Below are 20238 nucleotides of genomic sequence, written 5' to 3'. Positions count from 1 at the left end.
CGGTGGTCGCCCGCTCGTGCTCTCGTCGCATGAAGCGCTCGCCTGGTACCTCGAGGGTGCGCGGACGCACGTGTCGCTCGCCGGTCCGCCCGTGCTCGCGGTGCGGGTGGACGACGAGGGCGACACGCTGTTCGTGAGCGCGAACGAGGCCGACCGGCTGATCGTCGAGGAGCTCCTGCCCGAGGACGCCCACCGGGTGGTGCGGGTGCCGTGGCATCAGCCGGTGCTCGAGGCGGCGGGTGCCGGGCTGACCGAGGCGGAGGTCGCCCCCGCGTTGCGCGCGGCGCGGGCGTCGCTGCTGCCCGCGGAGGCCGATCGTTACCGCGAGCTCGGGCGGGAGACGGCGGAGGTGCTGACGGCGGTCGCCGCCGGTCTTGGCGCCGGGTCGACCGAGCGTGCGGCCGCGGCTGCGCTCGCCGAGGGTCTCGTCGCGCGGGGAATCGACCCGCTCGTGATCCTCGTCGCGGGCGAGGAGCGGCTACCCCACCGGCATCCGCTCCCCACCGACGGGGTGCTCGGGCGTCGGGCGATGCTCGTGGTCTGCGGACGCCGGCACGGCCTGATCGCGAACGCGACCCGCTGGGTCGGCGAGGCGGGGGCCGACGACGAGCGGATCCTCGCGGTCGAGGCGGCGTTCTTCGCCGCGACGCGTCCGGGAGCGCGGCTGAACGAGGTCTTCGCGGCGGGGACGGCCGGGTACGCGGCATCCGGGTTCGACGCGGACGAGTGGACGAAGCACCACCAGGGCGGACCGACCGGGTACGCCGGCCGGGACCCCCGCGCGACGACGCTGACGACGGATGCCGTGGTGCCCGGGCACGCGTTCGCCTGGAACCCGAGCGCGCCCGGCGCGAAGGTCGAGGACACCGTGCTCGTGACCGAGGCCGGCGTCGAGGTGCTGACAGTGGACCCGGAGTGGCCGACGGTGGAGTTCGCGGGGGTGCGGCGGCCGGTGGCGCGCGCGTTCGGGTGAGTGTGCGGCGGGCGTGCGGGGGTGTGCGGGGTGCGGGGTGCGCGGGTGCGTGGGGGGGCGTGTGCGCGTGCGGGTGCGGCGGGGACGTCGGATTCGGAGATGTGCGCCGGATTCGGACCGCGGGTGCGGGTGTGATCCGAGTCCGGTGACGGTCTCCGAATCCGGCGCGATCGTGAGCGGATGCCGTAACTCCGGCGCTGTGGGGAGCGCGCTCTTCGCCCCGAGAATCCCTTGGATCCCGCGCCGACCCTCTCCCCGGATGAGAGAACTCTCATTTTCTGGGTGTGTATGACGTGTGTTCTGGGCCGGTTTTGCCGGGGTGGATGTCGGTGGCCAGTGGCAGAGTGCAGGTATGACGGATGCGGCGGAAACCCCCGGTGGCGAGGACTATCTCGCGACTTTGGCGGGGGTCGTCGCGGACGTCGACTCTGCGGCCCGGCGGATCGCCGCTGCGCAGATCGAGGAGCTGCGTGCACTGGCCGCCGCCGGCCGTCTGGCCGAAGCGCAGACCGCGCAACGCAACGCGCGGGTCCAGGTCCACGACATGGCGTTGCGGTCGATCGCCGCGGAGGTCGGCGGGGTCATGCGGGTCACCGACCGGACCGTGCAACGCCGCATCGGCGAGGCGCGGACCCTGATCGAAGGGTTCCCCGCGACGGTCGAGGCATGGGAGCAAGGCCGGATCGTGCGGGGCCACGCGATCACGATCCTCGAGACCGGGACGAGTCTGCCAGCCGAGATGTGGGCGGAGTTCGAGCAGGTCGCGATCTCACGGTGCGAGCGTGATACTCCGAACCGTGTGCGAGGCGAGCTCGAGATCCTCGCCCACCGCATGCACCCCCGCTCGTTCGCGGAGCGGCATGAGGAAGCTGCGGCTGGGCGATGCGTGCGGATCGTGCCGGGACGAGACGGGATGAGCGACGTGATCGCAACCGTCCCGACGGTGATCGCCGAAGGCATCCACGACCGGCTCACGCAGCAGGCCCGCGCGATCATAGACACCCGCGATGAACGTGCCGCTTCGCGCGGCGGTACTGGTGTCGCGTTCGGGGACACCGTCGCGACGCGCACTGGTGACGAAGAGGGCAACGACGACGATGCCGTCACCGTGATCGCGACAGATCAGCGCTCCACCGNNCCGGCCCTGGACGACACCCGTGACACCACCGCCGGGCCGCTGGGCGCAATACGCGCGCGTGTGCAGGTGCTCATCCCCGCCGCGACGCTCTCCGGCGAGGACGACGGGCCGAGTGACCTCGCCGGCCGCTCCCCGATCGACCCTGCCACGGCCCGGACGCTCGCGGGCGGCACCCACGTCTGGGAACGCCTGTTCCACGACCCGACCACCGGGGTCACCGTTGCAACCGACTCGTACCGTGTCCCGTCGGGGATGCGGCGTTTCCTGCAAGCCCGCGACCAGCACTGCAGGTTCCCCGGATGCCGGGTCGCGGCGATCCGCTGCGAGGTCGATCACACCCACGATCACGCCCTCAGCGGACGCACCGAACTCACCAACCTGGCTCATCTGTGCCAACGCCACCACTCGATGAAGCAGTTCACCGCATGGCGGGTCCGACAACTCAAGGGTGGAGTCCTCGAATGGACCTCACCCCTCGGCAGGACCTACCGCGAAGACGCACCGACACCGGCCGTCGCCTTCACCCCTGCCGCACCACCACCGCCACCGCCGACCGCGCCAGCGGAACCCGCACCCTTTTGAGCTCTGCCGATGGGTACGAGCGCGGCCGCATCCCCCGCGCGAGCGGGCCCGGTCTCTTGTGAGACGCGTCACCAGATGTACGCGCCGCCGACGCGTGCACCCGTAGCGGGCGACAGCATCCGACTCGAGGCGCCTCCGATGCCCGATGATGGGGCACGCAGGCAGTCAGGCTGGCACGCCGCCCTACCGATCGGAGTCGACGTGGCGCTCATCATCCATTCGCGCACCGGAGCCCGCATCGCGGGCGGCTCGCCGACCGCTGCGGAGGTGCGAGAAGCCCGTCGCTCTGGGATCACGACACTACGGCTCGACACCGCTTCCTTCGATCGCGCCGGCGCGGACATGCAGTGGGTGACTGACATCCCGACGTTGAGAACGGTCTTCCTGCACGAGCGGGTCAAGACGCCGGACCTGGCCTCTATGGCGGGCGCGACCGTCGACGAACTCTGCGTCTGGACGCCCGGCGCGACCCCGGTTTCCGGCGAGGAGATCGGGTGGTTCCGCCGGATCGACTGTGAAGCGGCATCCTTCGTGACCGACGGGTGGCGCCACCTGACGGGTGTCGTCACGCTGCACGTGGGCAGAGTCACCGATCCGGACGTGCGCATCGGCGACGGCTGCCACCAGCTGACATTCCTCAAGCTCCGCGGAAGGTCGCAGACCGCACGGCTCGCATGGCAGCAACCCCCGGCGAGCCTCGGCACGTTCATGACCCACAGCCTCCGGTGGCGGGACCTCGACGACCTCGCCCGCTGCGCCCAGCTGACGTCCGTCCAGGTCTACAACTCCACCGTGGACATCCACCAGGGGACGATCGACATCTCGGCCTTCGCGCAGACGCCCACCCTCCGCGAACTGCACCTCGCGGAGAACCTGCCGCTCCGAGGCGTGCCGGCGGTCCTCGCCGGAGCCCCCGACGTGACGGTCCACGTCGCGAGAGACCTCCACGACGCGCCCGATGACGCCGACCGGATCCACCGCATCACCGTCCCGATCAAGAAGCAGCGCCCCCTCACGCCGTGAACGTCGACCCCTTCGCCGGCTGATCCCCGTCGCGCCGCTCGATGGCGCGCAGGCTCCGCGCGACGAACCGCGCGATGCGCCGCGCGCCCTCGATCCGGAAGTGCGTGTCGTCGACGAGCCCGTCCGGCCACGCCGTCGTTTCGCCTGGCGCATAGTGCGACAGGAGCCGAGCGGATGCCGCATCCCCCAGATCCTCGTAGAGCCAGGTCGTGAACACCGTCAGGTCGATCAGGTCGACGCCCTCGGCGGCTGCGAGGTCGCGCACCGCGTTCGGGTAGTCGCCGTGCGTCGGCGTCACACGGTCCCCGTCGAACCAGCGCCGCTCGCACGACGTGCACAGCACCGGCCGAGCCCCACGCGCTCGCACCTCCGCGACCAGCCGCCGCAACCGATCCGTGTAGCCGCCGCGAGACGCGAGCAGCTCCGGCTGCTTCTGATCGTTGTGCCCGAACTGGATCACCACCGCGTCGCCCTCGGCCACGTCGGCGAGCAACCGCGCCCACGTCCCGCTCGCCAGGAACGACTCGGTCGTCGCCCCGCCGAACGCGTGGTTGCGCACCGACGCCCCGACGAACTCGTCGAGGCACTCGCCCCAGCCCGCCATCGGCTCCTCGCCGGCCGTCATCGGCGCGACCGTCGAGTCACCGGCCAGGTGATAGATCATCCGCATCCTCCGATGCTCCCGAACATGGCGATGCGGCGGCCGGGAGATCCCGACCGCCGCATCCGTCTGTCAGCTCGCGGCGAGCGCCGTGTCGACCTGCGAGATGAGCTCCTTGGCGGCATCCGCCGGAGTCGTCTTGCCGAACGTGACGTCGTCGAGCAGCTTCGTGATGATCGGGCCGAGCTGCGAGGTCGGCAGCGCGATCGGGTTCTGCGGCGTGCCGCCGGCCTGCGACAGCCGGTCGATGAAGGCCACCTGCTCCTTCTCGGAGTCGGTCAGGTCGGGCGTGATCGCCTCGAGCACCGTCGGGTCGGCGGGGATGCCGAGGGTCAGCTTGTTGAGCGGGCCCGCCTCCTCGCTGTTCAGCAGGAAGTCGATCAGCATGGCCGCTTCCTTCGGGTGCTTCGACTTCGAGTACACCGCGTACTGGACGGTCGGCTGGATGACGAGACCCACCTTGCCGGCGCTGTCACCGGGCACGTTGAGGATCTTCAGCTCCTGACCCGAGGCGCCCGCGTAGATGCCGATGAAGTTCAGCGGCGCGAACGTCATGCCGATCTTGCCCTGACCCATGAGGCTCTGCTCGAGCGACGCCGACGCGTCCTCCGCAGCCGTCGACGCGTCGGGCGAACCGCCCGAGTCCTGCAGGTCCTTCGAGAACTCGAAGAACTTCTGCGCCGTCGCCTCGCTCACACCGAACTTGCCGTCGGCCGTGTAGAGGTCCTCGCCGTTCTGACGCGCGAACGCCATGAGTGACTGGTCGTTCGAGATCGCGGACGACCCGTAGACGCCGTCGCCGGCCTTGTCGGAGATCTCCTCGGCGATCTCGATGTAGTCGTCCCACGTCCACGACGTGTCGTCGGGGAGCTCGACGCCCGCGGCCTCGAAGACGGCCGGGTTGACGATGATGCCGCGCGAACCGACACCGGTCGGCAGTGCGTACAGCTTGCCGTCGATGATGCCCGCGTCGAGCGAACCGGCCTGGAACTTCTCCTGGTCGACATCGCCGCTGATGTCGGCGATCGCGTTCTTGCTCACGTAGAGCGGCAACGCGTCGTACGTGATCTGCAGCGCGTCGGGCGCGCCGCCGCCGGCGACCTGCGTGGCGAGCTTGTCGTAATAGCCGTTGTACTCGCTCGGCTCACCCTCGACGGTGATGTTCGGGTGCGCCTTCTCGAACAGCTTGATCTGCTCGTCCTTGATGGCGTTCAGCTCGTCGCTGCCCCACCACGCGAAGCGGAGGGTGATCTTCTCGTCGCCGTTGCCGGCGCCGGAGCCACCGCCGCAACCGGTCAGTGTGACAGCCAGCGCCACGCCGGCAGCGGCGAGGGCGAGGAGGCGTCGGTTCTTCATGGGGTTCCTCTCAGACGGTGCGGCGGCGAAGGGCGCGCAGCAGGACAGGGGTGATCCGGGCGGAGCGGAGGGTCGATCGACCGGTGGCCGGGTGATCGTGTCGGGTCGGGCCGAAGGTGATCGAGGTCATGCCGCTCCTTCGCGGATCAAACGTTTTCTCGGCTGTTCTCTCACCACTGAGAAAACGCTTACTGACGGACCGTAGCGCCGTCGCGTCGCGATTGTCAACGATCGTTGTGTCTCGCTTGGGTCACACCGCGAGCGTCGCCGCGAAGAACGCCCGCGCCTCGTCCTGCATCGCGACGCTCGACACGTGACCGTCGTCGAAGAACGAGCCGCGGTAGCCGGGCGTCCCCGCGAGGGCCCGGTCGGCATCCCGCATCCCCCCGACCGGGAACAGCGGATCTCGCTCGCCGTACTGCACCAGCAGGTCGCGCGGAGCAGCGGATGCCGCGATCTCGGGCAGGTCGCCGGCGGCACGGATGCCGGGGCTGTTCAGCAGCCACGAGTGGGTGTCGAGCTCGCTCGGCACGATCGACGAGAAGGTCGCCATCATGCACGTGACGACCGTTGCGCGGACGCGGTCGTCGAGGGCGCGCAGCAGCACGGCGCGCCCGCCGCCGCCCGAGAGTCCGAATGTGCCGAGGCGCGCGGCATCCACCCCCTCGGATCCGGCGAGCACGTCGAACGCGGCCAGGTCGTCGGTCGCGACGGCCCCGGTGAGCGAGGTGCCGAGCATGCCGGCCGCCTTCGCGAGGGAATCCTCGTGCAGCGACGCGATCGCGTCGAACCGCTCGGCGTCGGTCGGGGCGACGCCCTCCTCGCGCCACAGCGCCTCGCGCGCGGCGATGAGCCCGGCCAGCCGCGGCGTCGGATGCGAGAGGTCGAATGCGCGACTGCCCCAGGAGAACGTGTCGTGCGCCAGCACGACGAAGCCGTCGCGGGCGAGGTCGTTCGCGACGGCCCGGCCACCGTAGACCGCGTCGCGGAGATGGGATGCCGAGGGGTGCGGCTCGCGGTCGGTCTCGACCAGCTGCTCCGCGCCGACCGAACGCACGCCGCCGTGGCAGTGCAGCCCCAGCAGTCCGGGCAGGGGGCGGCCGTCGTCGTCGGGTCGCAGCAGCCAGGCCCGTGTGCGCGGACCGTAGGGCAGCTGCCAGGTGAGTTCGCGGCCGTGGATGCCGTCCGTCCGCCACTCGCGCTCGACCCGCAGATCGCCCGCCGCCGCCCGCCGCAGCCCGAGCGCGCGGGCGAGGGCCGGACGGAGCCCGGGGCCGTCCGCCGGCACGTCTTCGCGGGCGAGGAACGCGGGCCAGTCGCCGTAGCCGGCGATCGGTCCGAGACTCTGCGGCTGCTCGTCGTCACGGGCGGGATCGGCCATCGCGGCTCCTCGTCTTCGGGGATCGCCTTGTGCGCTCCGCTCGATAGTGTATCGTCACAGAAAGCGCTTTCTGAGCGTGATGACGGCGGTCGCAGACGACCGTCGGAAGTGTCGAGGAGGACCCGGATGAGCGCGATCAGCGAGCTGTCCCAGCTGCGCCGCGGCGGCGGCAAACGAGGGCCGCGCGAGCGACCGAAGGACACGAAGGCGGCACTCGTCTTCCTGGCGCCGTGGCTGCTCGGTCTGATCCTCGTGACGGTGCTGCCGATCCTGGCATCTCTCTACCTGTCGTTCACGAAGTACGACCTCTTCAACGCCCCCGAGTGGATCGGGCTCGACAATTACGTGCGCATGGCGCAGGACCCGAGGCTTGCGGCATCCCTCGGTGTGACCTTCGTCTACGTGCTCGTCGGCGTCCCGCTCGCGATGGCCGCCGCCCTCGGCGTCGCGCTGCTGCTCGACAAGGGGCTGCGCGGACTCGCGTTCTACCGCTCGATGTTCTACCTGCCGTCGCTGCTCGGCTCGTCGGTGGCCGTCGCGATCCTGTGGAAGCAGATCTTCGGCGTCGACGGCATCGTCAACCAGTTCCTCGCGGTCTTCGGCATCGAGGGGCCGGGCTGGATCTCGAACCCCGACACCGCCCTGTCGACCATCATCCTGCTGAGCGTCTGGGGCTTCGGCGCCCCGATGGTGATCTTCCTCGCGGGACTCCGGCAGATCCCGGTCATGTACTACGAGGCGGCGTCCGTCGACGGCGCCGGCCCCGTGCGGCAGTTCTTCTCCATCACGCTGCCGCTGCTGAGCCCCATCGTCTTCTTCAACCTCGTGCTGTCGATGATCGGGGCCTTCCAGGCCTTCACGCAGGCCTTCATCATCTCGGGCGGCTCCGGCGGTCCGTCGGACTCGACCCTCTTCTACACGCTGTACCTCTACCAGAAGGGGTTCACGGCGTTCGACATGGGCTACGCCTCGGCCATGGCCTGGCTGCTCGTCGCCATCATCGCGGGCTTCACGGCCGTGAACTTCGCTCTCTCCAAGCTGTGGGTGTTCTATGACGACTGAACTGATCACGACCCGCGACCGGCGCTTCGCCCAGGAGCGGCAGCGCATCCGTCGCCGGCAGTCCGCCGCCCTCGGCGGTCGCTCGAAGGTGAGCGTCGTCGCCCGGCACGTCTTCCTGATCGCGACGTCCGCGCTGATGCTCTACCCGCTGCTGTGGATGGTCGTCAGCTCGCTGCGCCCCAACGACGAGATCTTCCGTCTGCCGGGCCTCTGGCCGCTGTCGTTCGAGATCTCGAACTACACCGAGGGCTGGAACGCCCTGTCGCCCTCGTTCGGCACCTACCTCTGGAACTCGATCGTCGTGGTCGCCGGATCGATCGTCGGCAACCTGATCTCGTGCTCGATGGCGGCGTACGCCTTCGCGCGGCTGAACTTCCACTTCAAGCGCACGATGTTCGCGATCATGCTCGTCACGATCATGCTGCCCGTGCACATCGTGATCGTGCCGCAGTACATCATGTTCAGCCAGCTCGGCATGGTGAACACGTTCTGGCCGCTCATCCTGCCCAAGGCCCTGGCGACCGACGCGTTCTTCATCTTCCTGATGGTGCAGTTCATCCGCGGCATCCCCCGCGACCTCGATGAGGCCGCCCGCATCGACGGCGCCGGTCACGCACGCATCTTCCTGCAGATCCTGCTGCCGATGATGACGCCCGCCCTCGCGACGACGGCGATCTTCACCTTCGTCTGGGTATGGAACGACTTCTTCGGCGCCCTCATCTACCTGAACAACCCCGATCTGTTCACGGTGCCGCTGGCGCTCCGGCAGTTCATGTCGGCCCAGGGAGCCTCGAACTTCGGCGGCATGTTCGCGATGTCGGTGGTCTCGCTCGTGCCGGTGTTCCTGGCGTTCCTCTTCGGGCAGCGCTTCCTCATCCGCGGCATCGCCACGACCGGCATCAAGTAAGACGTCTGCGCGAAGGCGGCGGCCGCGGGGTCGCCGCCTTCGGTGCGCGCGGGCGTTGCGTGCCGGCATCCGCTCGTCGCGTGCACGCGAGAGCGCGCGTCCGTGCCGAGAGCGCCGGTTGTTGCGGCGCACTCGGGGGCGCTTTCGGCATCGTGTGGCGCTGTCGCGCGGGGGTGCGGGGCTTTCGCGCGAGGGCGCGGGGCAGCGGAGGGGCGGGACGGCGCCCCGCAGCGCACGCTTCTTGACGCGCGAAAGCGCCCGTCCGTGCCGAGAGCGCCGGTTGTTGCCGCGCATTCCGGGGGCGCTTTCGGCAGCGCGTCGCGCTTTCGCGCCGCTTCGCCCGCGCCGCCCGCGCGTCAGCCGAGCCGCAAAGCGGCGACGACCTCGTCGTCCGACAGGCGGCCGTCGGCGACGAGCAGGCGGTACGAGCGCGACACGGGGATGCCGGGGGCCAGCGTGACCGCGCGGTCCCAGGCGAGCGCCGCGCCGATCCCGGGGTACCCGGCGACGCGGACGAACCACGGGTCGGCGGCCGAGTCCTCATCGAGCGGCGCCATCGCGACCGTCGCAGGGCCGCCCTCGAACTGCGCGGACCAGGCGAGCCAGGGGGCGACCGTGCCGTGCACCGCCTCCTCCCCGCGCGCCGCCGACGTGCGGACGTCGACGTCCGACGCGGCCGGCAGGCGCCACGACAGCCCGCCGTAGCCGCCGCCGACGCGGCCGTTGCTGCCCGGGCCGCCGAGGTGCAGCGTGCCCGCCCGCGTGGTGAGCTCGAACGACAGGTCGATCGTGGTCGCACCGGGCCCGGCCTCGGCCACCGTCATCCGTCGGCACTCGGTCACCATGTGCGCGCCGTCGCGACCGATCCACGCGAACTCGGCCTCGAGAGCGGATGCCGCGCCTTCGACGCGCGTCGCGACGATGCGCCCGTGGTCGTCGCGCCACACGTAGTCGCGTCCGGGGGTGTAGGTGCGACCGCCCCAGAAGTTGACGCCCGAGACGTCCTGCAGCGTGACGCTGATGCCCAGGTGCCAGTCGTGGTCGGCCGGGTGCATGTCGGTCACGACGACACCCACGGGGGTGCGGACGGGGTGGAGGTAGGGCCGCGGGCTCGACGAGCGGGTCACGTCGGCGCCGTCGACGAGGACGGCGACCGGATGCGGCGCCGCGTCCGACGCGGCGAGGTCCGCCAGAACGGCGGGTTCGGTCTGCGCCGCCCACGGCAGGTGCAGCTCCGCGAAGGTCGCCTCGGCGTCGACGGCGCGCTCGACCGCGTCGCGGACGCCGGCCAGCACGATCCGCGGGGAGGGGCCGCTCTCGTTCCAGCTGACGTGCGCCGCATCGATCGCGACGGGGTCGGTGTCGGCGACGGCATCCATCACCCGGACGAACGCGCCGGTCTCGTGCAGCGGAGCGAGCATCGGCGTGCCGTGGTCGCGGTGGTCGAGCAGGTTCTCGACGAGGTCGATGCGGCCGAACTCGACGCGACGGTCGGCGGTCTCGACGACGTCCTCGGTGTAGAAGAACTTCGCGGATCCGCGGGTGCCGCGGATGAGGACGTACGGGTCCTCGTCCTGCTCGGCGCAGAGGGTGAGGGCGGAAGTGACGCGGATGCCGCGGCCGGTCGACAGGCGGATGACGCTGGTGTCGTCGCCCTCGATGTCGTTGGCGCGGTAGAGGTCGGCGGTGACCTGGTTGACGTCCGACGCCGAGGTCGACTGCGCGACGGCGAGGGCGGTCGCGGTGGCGTGCGCGAGCGGGTTGGCGACGACGCCGTCGAGCACGGGGAAGCCGTCGAGGGTGCGGCGGCCCGCCCAGCGGCTGCGCGCCCAGTAGGCCTGGTCGCGGCACCAGAGCCCGACCGCGCCGATCGCCTGGATGGGTCCGAGTCCGAACTCGTCGGCGATGAGGGCGGGGATCGCGAGCGAGCCGAGGCTCTGGAACCCGACCTGGATCCGCGACCCCGAGGCGGCGGCCGCCTCGGCCAGCACGGCGAAGTCGCTCGACGAGAGCACCGGCGGCTTCTCGAGGTACAGGTCGATGCCGCGCGAGACGACGAGTCCCGCGAGCGCCGCGTGGGTGTGCAGCGGCGTCGCGACGATCACGACGTGGATGTCGTCGACGGCGTCGAGCGCGTCGGCGAGCGAGGCGAACGCCTGCGTGCCGGCGGGCAGGTTCTCGGGCGGTACGGGGGTCGGGTCGGCGACGGCGACGAGCTCGACGCGCTCGCCGAGGCGGCGCAGGTTCTCGAGGTGGACGGTGCCGAAGCCCTGGGCTCCGGCGAGGACGATGCGGGTTCGTCGGGGGACGGTCACGGGGACTCCTTCGTCGGCTCCTTCGAGTATGCCAGCAAGCGCTTTCCCCGTGTCGTTCCGCGGCGACATCCGTCCCGGCTCAGGGGGTCAGGACGCGACCCAGCAGGATGCCGAGAAGCCCCGCCCCGACGGCGAGCACCAGCATCCCGACCGCGTTTATCGCGCCGAGCGCGTACCGGCGTTCCTGCACGAGGCGCACCGTCTCGAAGCTCGCCGTGCTGAACGTCGTGAACCCGCCGCACAGGCCCGTGCCGATCACGAGTCGCCAGGCATCGTCGAGGACACCGCCGAGGGCGAGCTCGGTCACCACGCCGAGCACGAACGAGCCCGCCACGTTGATGAGGAGCGTGCCGACGGGGAGCGCCGTGCGCACACGCGCCTTCACGGCGCCGTCGATCACGAGACGCAGCGCGGCGCCGACGCCCCCCGCGAGCGAGAGGGCGAGGAACAGGCCCGGCGTCATCGGGTCGCCGCCCTGCGGTGCTGGGCCGCGCCGAGTGCGATGCCGGCGACAGTCGCGAGAGCGCCGACGACGACGGTGCCGACCGCGTACAGGATGCCGGCGATCGGGTCGCCATCGGTCAGCAGCAGGCCGCTGTCGACGGCGAGCGCACTGTACGTCGTGAACCCGCCCGCGAACCCCGTGCCGAGCAGCAGGCGCAGCGCGCGGCGGCGACCGAGATCGGGCCCGCGTCGCGCCAGGGCCTCGAGGAGTGCCCCGAGGAAGAGTGCGCCGACGATGTTGATCGCGAGGATCGCGACGGGGATGCCGCCGACCGAGGGGATCGCGAGCGACAGTCCCTCGCGGGCGGCCGTGCCGACGGTCCCGCCGATGAGCACGAGCAGGATCGACGGCCACGCGAGATGCACCGGCCGCGCGGCATCGGCGATGTCGCCGTCGATCGGGAGTTCGCCGTGCGGGTCGGGCGCGGGGCCGGGCGTGGTCATCGCGTCCACGATAGTCCCGGCCGCGGGCCGCGGCCGTGCCAGGGGGTTCCCGCCCGCGACCCCCGCACCTACGATGGATCCCATGATGCGGAAAACGCTTTCCGACTTAACCGGCCTCATCGACGGAGCCCGGCCGGCGCGATCCGTGCTGCGTCTGCTCGCGCGGCGTCCCGGTCGTATGGTCGTCGCCATCCTCGCGTTCGCGGCGAAGGAGATCCCGCTGTGGTTCCTGCCGGTCATCACGGCCGCCGTCATCGACATCGTCGCGGGGCGGGGCAAGGTCTCCGACGTCATCTGGTGGTTCGTCGTGGCCGCCGTCCTGCTCCTGCAGAACTACCCGAACCACATCCTCTACACGCGCAGCTTCATGACCGTCGTCCGCGACACCGGCGCCGATCTCCGCAACGCGCTCGCCGAACGGCTGCAGACCCTCTCGATCGGCTACCACACGCGCATCAGCTCCTCGATCGTCCAGACCAAGGTGGTCCGCGACGTCGAGAACGTCGAGCTCATGCTGCAGCAGGTCACGCATCCGCTCCTGTCGGCGACCATGGTCATGATCGGTGCCCTCACGATGACCGCGATCGCCGTCCCGCAGTTCCTCCCGGTCTACGCGCTCGCCGTGCCGATCGCCATCGGCATCCGCTACGCCATGCGCCGGCGCTCCCACACCCGCAACGCGGTCTTCCGCCGCGAGGTCGAGACCCTCTCGGCGCGCGTCGGCGAGATGGCCTCGCTCATCCCGGTCACCCGTGCGCACGGGCTCGAGCAGACCGCCGTGACGCGTGTCGCGACCGGTGCCGACGGCGTCCGCCGAGCCGGACTTCACCTCGACATGCTCAACGGCCACGTCGCGTCGGTGTCGTGGGTCGCGATGCAGGTGCTCGGGGTGGGATGCCTCGTCCTCGCCGCGATCTTCTCGCTGACCGGCATCCTGCCCATCACCCCGGGTGAGGTCGTCCTGCTGTCGACGTACTTCACGCTGCTGACGCAGGGGCTCACGCAGCTGCTCATGCTGATCCCGGTGGGCGCCCGTGGTCTCGAGTCGGTCCGCTCGATCGCCGAGGTGCTGCAGGAGCCCGACCTCGAGCAGAACGCCGGCAAGCGTCGGGTCGACGGGGTGATCGGCGACCTCACCCTCGCGCGGGTGTCGCACCGCTACCCCGGCGCCCACGAGGACGCGGTGCACGCCGTCGACCTGGACATCCCCGCCGGCGCGACCGTCGCCTTCGTCGGATCGTCGGGGTCGGGCAAGTCGACGATGCTGAACCTGATCCTCGGCTTCCTCCGGCCGTCATCGGGTCGCATCCTCGTCGACGGCAACGACATGCAGGAGCTCGACCTGCGCACAGTGCGCCGGTTCGTCTCGGTCGTGCCGCAGGAGTCCGTCCTGTTCGAGGGCACGATCCGAGAGAACGTCGCCTACGGGCTCGGCGATGTCGGCGACGAGCGCATCGAGCGCGCCCTCCGCGACGCGAACGCGTGGGACTTCGTGCAGGACCAGCCGCACGGGTGGGACACCGTCGTCGGCGAGCGGGGAGCCCGCCTGTCGGGCGGCCAGCGTCAGCGCCTCGCGATCGCCCGCGCGCTCATCCGCGACCCGCGCATCCTGCTGCTCGACGAGGCCACGAGCGCCCTCGACCCCGAGTCCGAGGAACTCGTGAAGGATGCCCTCGGTCGCCTCATGAGGGGGCGCACGACTCTGGTCGTCGCCCACCGTCTCTCGACCGTGCGACTGGCCGACCTCATCGTGGTGTTCGAGCGGGGCCGGATCGTCGAGCGCGGCTCGCACGACGAGCTCCTCGAGCGCGGCGGCCGGTACGCCCAGCTGCACCTCACCCAGGCGGGACTCGCATGATCGAGGTCTACCGCGACCCCGTCTACGACGGCGCGACCGACCCGCTCGTCGTGATCGCGGCGCCGGGTGACTGGTGGATGTTCTACACCCAGCGCCGTGCGACGCACCCCGACCCGGGTCCCGGCGTCGCCTGGGTGCACGGCAGCCGCATCGGCGTCGCACGGTCGACCGACGGCATCCGCTGGTCGTACGCCGGAACCCTCGAGCCGACCGCCCTCGGGTTGGAGGTGGATGCCGCCGGCCCGCCCGCGAGCACGGATCGCACCCACTGGGCCCCCGAGGTCGTGAACGACGGCGTCGGTTGGCGGATGTACCTCACCGAGATCGACGGGGTGCCCGACCGGTGGCCGGGGCACGCCCGTCGCATCGTCGAGTACCGTTCCACCGACCTCGCGCGGTGGCGCCGGATCGGCCCGCTCGATCTCGACAGCGATCGGGTCATCGATGCCGGCGTCGCTCGGACGCCCGACGGTCGGTGGCGCCTCTGGTACAAGGACGAGGCCGCCGATTCCGTCACCAAGGTCGCGGTCTCCGACGACCTCGCCGACTGGCGCTCGGAGGGCACGGCCATCGCCGGCCGCCCGCACGAGGGCCCGACGGCGTTCGAGCTCGACGGCTCCTGGTGGATGATCGTCGACGAGTGGCGCGGCATGGGGGTGTACCGCTCGGCCGACGCGGTCTCGTGGCAGCGGCAGGGCGGAGCGGATGCCGTCATCCTCGGCGCCGGCGAGGTGCCGGGATCGGGCCTCGGCCACCACGGCGCCCCGGTGCGCGAAGGCGACAGGGTGTGGTTCTACTTCTTCACGCACCCGGGAGTTCCCGACGATCGCCGCAGCGCCGTCCTCCGGGTCGAGCTCGTCGTGCGCGACGGCATACTCGCCGCCGTCTAGCCCGGCAGGCGGTCCCCGATCAGGGCGAGGTTCTGGATCGCGGCGAGACCGTACTGGGCGGCGTCGTTCGTCGACACCGTCGCGACCTCGTCGACCGGCCGCAGCACGCGCGGCGGGTCGATCCGCGTGAGGGCGAAGTCCCGACGGTGCACGAGCCACTCGCCCATCCCCTCGAAGGCGCGCCACGCGAGCGCGGCGAGGTCCTCGTCGTCGCTGCGCGCGGCCGCGTAGGCGGCGAGCCGGCTGTGCGCCTGTTCGAGGTGGATGCCGCTGAGCGGCGCGCCCACCGCCGCCGCCTGCTCATCGGGTGAGGCGAGGTAGAGCCGGCAGTACCGTTCCCACGCCTCGGCGAAGCCGGGCACCTCCACAAGCGAGATGAGCTCGCTGCAGACCTCGACGAGACCGAAGACCGCGCTGAGGTGCGACACCGACACCCGGTCCCGCGTCGTGTCGAACCGGCCGGCATCCAGGTCGTAGAGCGCCTCGCCCGTCAGGAATCCCTGCGGAAGGGCGGCGATGTCGGCCATCGTGCCGAGCAGCCGGTCGCGCGAGCGCTCGTTGCCCGTGCGCTCCCAATCGGCGAGCCACGTCGCCGCGAGCGCGCCCCAGTCGGTGCCGAGCCCGACGGCGAGGGCACCGCGGTCGGGGCGGTAGGTCGCGGCATCCGGTCGCACCTTGCGGGTCGGATCGGTGTCGAGGAAGCGCTCGTCGCTGTCGCGGAGTTCGGTGAGCAGATCTCCCACACGCTCGTCCGCCGTGAGGAAGTGGAAGATGCGGCGATAGATCGGACTGCTGATGCGCAGCTGCTTCGCGCTGCACCCCCAGTGCTGCACGTTGTGACGCGAGCCGAGCCCCGCCCAGCGGCCCCGGTGGTAGACGTCGACCTCACCGGTGTGCCGGGTCATCGCCTCGGCGAAACGGAACACGTCGGCCCGGCCGGTGCGCAGGTACGAATACCAGAGCCACAGGTCGGGGGAGAGTTCGCTGTTGTCCCACGCGTAACCGCCCACGTCGTAACGCCACGTGTGGCGGTCGCTGTCGTAGGCGTGCATGACGTCGCCGTGGTTCCAGAACCCGTACCAGCTGCGCTGGTCGACCTGTCCGAGATAGAACTCGAGCAGGAAGTCGAGGCTGTCCTCGATCTCGGCGCGTACGGGTGTCGATCGGTCCACGGGGGCCCAGTCGCCGAAGACGCCCACCGACGCCAGGTGCGCGGGCGTCGGCTGCAGCAGCGGGGGCCGCTGCAGGTGGGCGACGTCGTCGGCCAACTCCGCCGCGGTCGGCGTCGCGGCGTAGGCGACGAGCACGAGCTCGTGCGTGCGCGCGATGCCGTGGGCGTCGCCGAACCCCGGCTCGTAGTCCTCGTAGGTGATCTCGAGCGCGTCGAGCTGACTCGCGTAGTCCTCCTGCCCGAGACCGTCGTGGTAGAACCGCATGTCCATCGGCCGCGCCTCGGGGGAGTGCAGCCAGACCGTCACGCTCGCGCGCTCGGTCGTCGCGTCGCGGATGTCGAGCTGCCCGGGGTGCGACTGCCAGAACGAGCGCACCCCGAGGCCGATGCCACCCTGCGGATCGCTCAGCGAGACGTAGCCCTCCGATCGCGTCCCCGCGCCGGCATCGATCCACGCGTGGCCGGGCGCGGTGCGCTTGCGGATGCCGAACCCGTCGGCGCTCAGCTGGGTGAGGGTGACGTCGGCCCAGGTCGGCACGAGGTGCAGACGCGAGGCGACCTCGGGCGCCCACTCCGACACGGGCGGGGTCGCCCGGCCGGCGATCTGTGCCGCCCGGACCTCCGCCCCCGGGTCGCGCCGCAGTCCCGTGACGCCTCGGACGGCCTCGGCGAAGACGCCGCCGTCCGCTCCCGCGAACCGGACGTGCCGGTCGTGGGGCTCCGTCCGCAGCGGCACGGTCGCCCGCACACCGAGCCCGGCGAGGAAGTCGGCTGCGGCGTCGCCGTCCCAGACGAACGAGTGCACGATCCGGAGGCGGTCGCTCCCCGCGGCGAGCACGAACCGGACCGTGAACGGCAGCCACTCGCGGGTGCCGTCGTCGCTGCGGTGATGCCCGTCGATCTTCACGACCGCGCGGATCGGGCCGTCCTGTTCGAGGTGGACCGCGTCGACCTGCGAGCGGAAGTGCGCGCGCGGACCGGTAGAGCCGTCCTCGCTCACCTCGTCCTGCAGCAGGCTCACCAAGTGCAGGTGCTCGCCGACCACGACCCCGTTGCGCTCGATCGATCGGACGAGGGTGTCGCCGCCCGCGTCACCGAACCGCACGCGCACGACGCCGGAGTCGACGGTGAGCGCACCCTCGGTCGCCTGCACGGTGATCGCCTGCTCGGATGCGGGGGCCGCGGCATCCGGATCCATCCGGAGCTCGTACTCGCCGGGGGCATCCGTCGCCCCGATCGCCGCACCCACCCACTTGAGGGAGCCGTCCGGCCACGTCGCGAGCGGCCAGAACTGGGCCGGCACGGGAGCGCCGTCGACGCCCCGCAGTCGCAGCGCATCGAGGGACGACGTCGCGCCGCGCGGCAGCGGACTGCCCCACGTGACGCCGGCAGACAGTCGTGCCGGCGGGGTGTCGTCGAGCCAGCGGAGGGGGACGGTCATAGGGAGTGGACCTCCAGGTCGCGGTAGCACGCGGTGAGGGGCGCCATCTGACGGAAGCCGAGGCGGCCGCCGCCGACGAAGGAACCGATCGTCCCGTCGTCGCGCCAGGTGAACAGGGGTAGGCCGTCGACGCCGAACGAGACGAGGTCGCCGTCCTTCTCGACGGCGATCCGGTAGAAGCGGCCGGCCGCGTCGGCGACCGGCGGCAGGGGATCCGCGCCCTGCGCGACGAGGTGGAAGCCCGGGGACTTCCGCAGGTTGCAGGTGTGGAACGCCCGCTCGTCCTCCCACCGGCGGCGGAAGTACGAGACGTGCAGCGTGCGGATGTCGCCCGAGTGGTACTCGGGGTACGCGCCGGTGCGCCGGGCGACGCCGTCGTCGAAGATCCCGCCGCCCGTGGCCGCACGCGCCCCGAAGAAGAGCATCGCGAGGCCGGGCTCGGTCCGCGGCGAGAAGTCCCACGAGATCCGGATGCCGTCGGGCAGCTCCTCGGGACACCAGAGCGTCCAGTGGTCGTCGTCGCCCCCGGCTGACGAGAGCTGCAGTGCACCGTCCGACGTCGCCGCCGCGACCGGCCCCTCCGCGACCCAATCGGCGATGTCGCCGGGGTCCGACAGGGGGTTGCGGTAGAGGAGCGTCATCCCTTGACCGACCCGATGAGCATGCCCTTCGCGAAGTGCTTCTGCAGGAACGGGTAGAACAGCAGGATCGGCAGCGTCGCCACGACGATGACGGCGAACTTGATGCCCTGCGCCGGCGGCAGTTGGCTCGGGTCGGCCTCGACGATGGAGAGGTCGGTCGCGACGGTCACCTGTCGCAGGAACATCTGCAGCGTCCACATCGAGTTGTCGTTGAGGTAGAGCAGCGGCGACATGAAGTCGTTCCAGATGCCGACGGCATAGAACAACGCGAAGGTCGCGAGGACGGGCTTCGACAGCGGCAGGATGACGCTCCACAGCGTCTGCAGCTCGTTGGCGCCGTCGATCTTCGCCGACTCCTCCAGCTCGTTCGGCAGCTGCTGGAAGAAGTTCTTGATGATGATGAGGCTGAACGGGTTGATCGCCATCGGCAGGATCAGCGCCCAGTAGGTGTCGAGCAGGCCCAGGTCCTTCACCATGAGGAAGGTCGGGATCATGCCGCCCGAGAACACCATCGTGAAGACGATGAGCGAGAGCATCACGCGGCGTCCGGGCAGGTTCGCCTTCGACAGCGGGTACGCCATCGAGGCGGTGAGGAGGAGCTGGATGACGGTGCCCACCGCCGTCACCAGGATCGTCGTGACCATGGCTCGCAGGAACGCGGGACTCGTCAGGATCGATTCGTAGGCGCGAAGGCTGAACGTCTCGGGCCAGACGAAGAACGACCGCGTCGCGAGCTCGGACTCCGTCGCGAAGGATCCCGCGGTGACGTACACGAACGGGAGCAGGGCGACGATCCCGAGCAGGCTCAGCAAGACGACGTTGACGACGTCGAACACCCGCCCGGCGGGAGTGTTGAAGCGGTACTTCTCGCGTGCCATCAGAAGATCCCCGTCTGGTTGAAGCGGCGCGCGACCCAGTTGGCGCCGAAGATCAGCACGACACCGACGAGGGCCTTGAACAGCCCGACCGCGGTGCTGTAGCTGTAGCTGCCCTGCGTGATGCCCATGAAGTAGACGTAGGTGTCGAACACGTCCGCCACCTGGCGGTTGAGCGAGTTGGTCATGAGGTAGATCTGCTCGAAGCCGGTGTTGAGCACCTGTCCCATCTGCAGCACGAGCATCACGACGACCGTCGGCATGATCGAGGGCAGCGTTATGTGCCACACCCGCTGGAAGCGGCCGGCGCCGTCGATGATGGCGGCCTCGTACTGCTCCTGGTCCACGCTCGCGAGCGCGGCGAGGAAGATGATCGTCCCCCAGCCGGTGTTCTTCCAGATGTCCTGCAGCACGATGATCGGCCGGAACCACGCCGGGTCGGTGAGGAAGTCCACGTTCGTGCCGAAGACGTTGTTGATCAGCTGGAACAGCGGCCCGACATCGAGGGCGAACAGCAAGTAGGTCAGCGACGCGACGACGGTCCACGACAGGAAGTGCGGGATGTAGATGAGGGTCTGCACGCTGCGCTTGACCAGCGTCACCCGCAGCTCGTTGAGCAGGATCGCCACGATGATCGTGAGCGGGAAGGCGATCAGCAGGCTCAGCAGCGCCAGGATCAGCGTGTTCGCGAGGAGCCGCGGGAAGTCCGGGCTGGCGAAGAACGCCTCGAAGTGCGCCGTGCCGACCCACTGGCTGTCGGCGATGCCGAGGAAGGGCACGTAGTCCTTGAATGCGATGATCGCGCCGTACATCGGCCCGTAGCGGAACAAGGCGAAGTAGACGATCCCGGGCAGCAGCAGCAGATACAGCCACTTGAACTGCGTGAAGTGCACACGCACACCTCGGCGGCGCTTGCGCGGCGGGACCACCAGGGCTTCGGTCGCGGCGACCGAGCGATCGAGGACAACCATGTCGGATCCTGTTCGAGAGGGAGTGGGGCGGATGCGGCATCCGCC

General features: G+C 70.6%; 17 protein-coding genes. 7 read left to right on the top strand and 10 right to left on the bottom strand.

Annotation, left to right across the window (positions count from 1 at the left end; all coding sequences use genetic code 11):
• Positions 1-16: 16 nt before the first annotated feature.
• The 3 genes from AYL44_RS06985 (at position 17) to AYL44_RS06975 (ending at position 3716) form a co-directional block, all read left to right on the top strand.
• Positions 17-973: a M24 family metallopeptidase gene (locus AYL44_RS06985; protein ID WP_064002893.1), complete on the top strand. Its 957-nt coding sequence runs from the start codon at positions 17-19 to the stop codon at positions 971-973.
• Positions 974-1325: 352 nt separating this feature from the next.
• Positions 1326-2693 (top strand): HNH endonuclease signature motif containing protein, encoded by a 1368-nt coding sequence (locus AYL44_RS06980; RefSeq protein ID WP_064002570.1) that lies wholly within the window; start codon positions 1326-1328, stop codon positions 2691-2693.
• 201 nt (positions 2694-2894) lie between these two features.
• Positions 2895-3716: a hypothetical protein gene (locus tag AYL44_RS06975; protein WP_064002569.1), complete on the top strand. Its 822-nt coding sequence runs from the start codon at positions 2895-2897 to the stop codon at positions 3714-3716.
• Here the strand turns inward: AYL44_RS06975 and AYL44_RS06970 are convergent.
• The 3 genes from AYL44_RS06970 to AYL44_RS06960 all read right to left on the bottom strand — a co-directional run bounded on the left by AYL44_RS06970 (position 3706) and on the right by AYL44_RS06960 (position 7114).
• The gene (locus AYL44_RS06970; protein WP_064002568.1) at positions 3706-4380 is read right to left on the bottom strand and encodes a rhamnogalacturonan acetylesterase; all 675 of its coding nucleotides are present in this window, start codon (positions 4378-4380) and stop codon (positions 3706-3708) included. The genes AYL44_RS06975 and AYL44_RS06970 overlap by 11 nt on opposite strands.
• Positions 4381-4449: 69 nt before the next feature.
• Positions 4450-5733: an ABC transporter substrate-binding protein gene (locus AYL44_RS06965; protein ID WP_064002567.1), complete on the bottom strand. Its 1284-nt coding sequence runs from the start codon at positions 5731-5733 to the stop codon at positions 4450-4452.
• A 250-nt stretch (positions 5734-5983) separates the two neighbouring features.
• Positions 5984-7114, bottom strand: a complete 1131-nt coding sequence (locus tag AYL44_RS06960) for a hypothetical protein (protein ID WP_064002566.1) — start codon at positions 7112-7114, stop codon at positions 5984-5986.
• Between the two features lie 126 nt (positions 7115-7240).
• Here AYL44_RS06960 and AYL44_RS06955 point away from each other — a divergent pair, with 126 nt between their 5' ends.
• On the top strand, positions 7241-8176 hold the full coding sequence (locus tag AYL44_RS06955) for a carbohydrate ABC transporter permease (RefSeq protein WP_064002565.1): 936 nt from the start codon (positions 7241-7243) through the stop codon (positions 8174-8176).
• The gene (locus AYL44_RS06950; RefSeq protein ID WP_064002564.1) at positions 8166-9083 is read left to right on the top strand and encodes a carbohydrate ABC transporter permease; all 918 of its coding nucleotides are present in this window, start codon (positions 8166-8168) and stop codon (positions 9081-9083) included. Before AYL44_RS06955 ends, AYL44_RS06950 begins: the two co-directional genes overlap by 11 nt.
• A gap of 356 nt (positions 9084-9439) precedes the next feature.
• On the opposite strand, the gene AYL44_RS06945 is transcribed toward AYL44_RS06950, so the two are convergent.
• From AYL44_RS06945 to AYL44_RS06935, 3 genes are all read right to left on the bottom strand, one after another.
• The gene (locus AYL44_RS06945) at positions 9440-11398 is read right to left on the bottom strand and encodes a DUF6807 family protein (protein ID WP_064002563.1); all 1959 of its coding nucleotides are present in this window, start codon (positions 11396-11398) and stop codon (positions 9440-9442) included.
• A gap of 79 nt (positions 11399-11477) precedes the next feature.
• Positions 11478-11861, bottom strand: coding sequence for a fluoride efflux transporter CrcB (gene crcB, locus AYL44_RS06940; protein ID WP_064002562.1), 384 nt, complete (start codon positions 11859-11861; stop codon positions 11478-11480).
• Positions 11858-12268 carry a fluoride efflux transporter FluC gene (locus tag AYL44_RS06935; RefSeq protein ID WP_064002892.1) on the bottom strand — a complete coding sequence of 137 codons (411 nt, stop codon included), beginning with the start codon at positions 12266-12268 and terminating at the stop codon, positions 11858-11860. The genes crcB and AYL44_RS06935 overlap by 4 nt, the downstream gene beginning before the upstream one ends.
• A gap of 160 nt (positions 12269-12428) precedes the next feature.
• Here AYL44_RS06935 and AYL44_RS06930 point away from each other — a divergent pair, with 160 nt between their 5' ends.
• Positions 12429-14204: an ABC transporter ATP-binding protein gene (locus AYL44_RS06930; RefSeq protein ID WP_064002561.1), complete on the top strand. Its 1776-nt coding sequence runs from the start codon at positions 12429-12431 to the stop codon at positions 14202-14204.
• The gene (locus AYL44_RS06925; RefSeq protein WP_064002560.1) at positions 14201-15094 is read left to right on the top strand and encodes a hypothetical protein; all 894 of its coding nucleotides are present in this window, start codon (positions 14201-14203) and stop codon (positions 15092-15094) included. The genes AYL44_RS06930 and AYL44_RS06925 overlap by 4 nt, the downstream gene beginning before the upstream one ends.
• On the opposite strand, the gene AYL44_RS06920 is transcribed toward AYL44_RS06925, so the two are convergent.
• Genes AYL44_RS06920 through AYL44_RS06905 form a run of 4 tightly spaced genes read right to left on the bottom strand, consistent with a single transcriptional unit; the run spans position 15091 to position 20193 of the window.
• Complete coding sequence (locus AYL44_RS06920; protein ID WP_064002559.1) at positions 15091-17706, bottom strand: hypothetical protein; 2616 nt, start codon at positions 17704-17706, stop codon at positions 15091-15093. The two genes, AYL44_RS06925 and AYL44_RS06920, sit on opposite strands and share 4 nt — an antisense overlap.
• Entirely contained in the window at positions 17703-18347 is a 645-nt protein-coding gene (locus AYL44_RS06915; RefSeq protein WP_064002558.1) for a DUF1961 family protein, read from the bottom strand. Before AYL44_RS06915 ends, AYL44_RS06920 begins: the two co-directional genes overlap by 4 nt.
• The gene (locus tag AYL44_RS06910; protein ID WP_064002557.1) at positions 18344-19225 is read right to left on the bottom strand and encodes a carbohydrate ABC transporter permease; all 882 of its coding nucleotides are present in this window, start codon (positions 19223-19225) and stop codon (positions 18344-18346) included. The genes AYL44_RS06915 and AYL44_RS06910 overlap by 4 nt, the downstream gene beginning before the upstream one ends.
• Positions 19225-20193 carry an ABC transporter permease gene (locus AYL44_RS06905; protein ID WP_082886136.1) on the bottom strand — a complete coding sequence of 323 codons (969 nt, stop codon included), beginning with the start codon at positions 20191-20193 and terminating at the stop codon, positions 19225-19227. The genes AYL44_RS06910 and AYL44_RS06905 overlap by 1 nt, the downstream gene beginning before the upstream one ends.
• Positions 20194-20238 lie beyond the last annotated feature (45 nt).

This window comes from Microbacterium oleivorans (assembly GCF_001644225.1).
In the GTDB taxonomy this organism is placed as follows: Bacteria; Actinomycetota; Actinomycetes; order Actinomycetales; family Microbacteriaceae; genus Microbacterium; species Microbacterium gawkjiense.
Note: the sequence above shows the minus strand (reverse complement) of the source record. Positions and strands in the feature narration are given on the sequence as shown.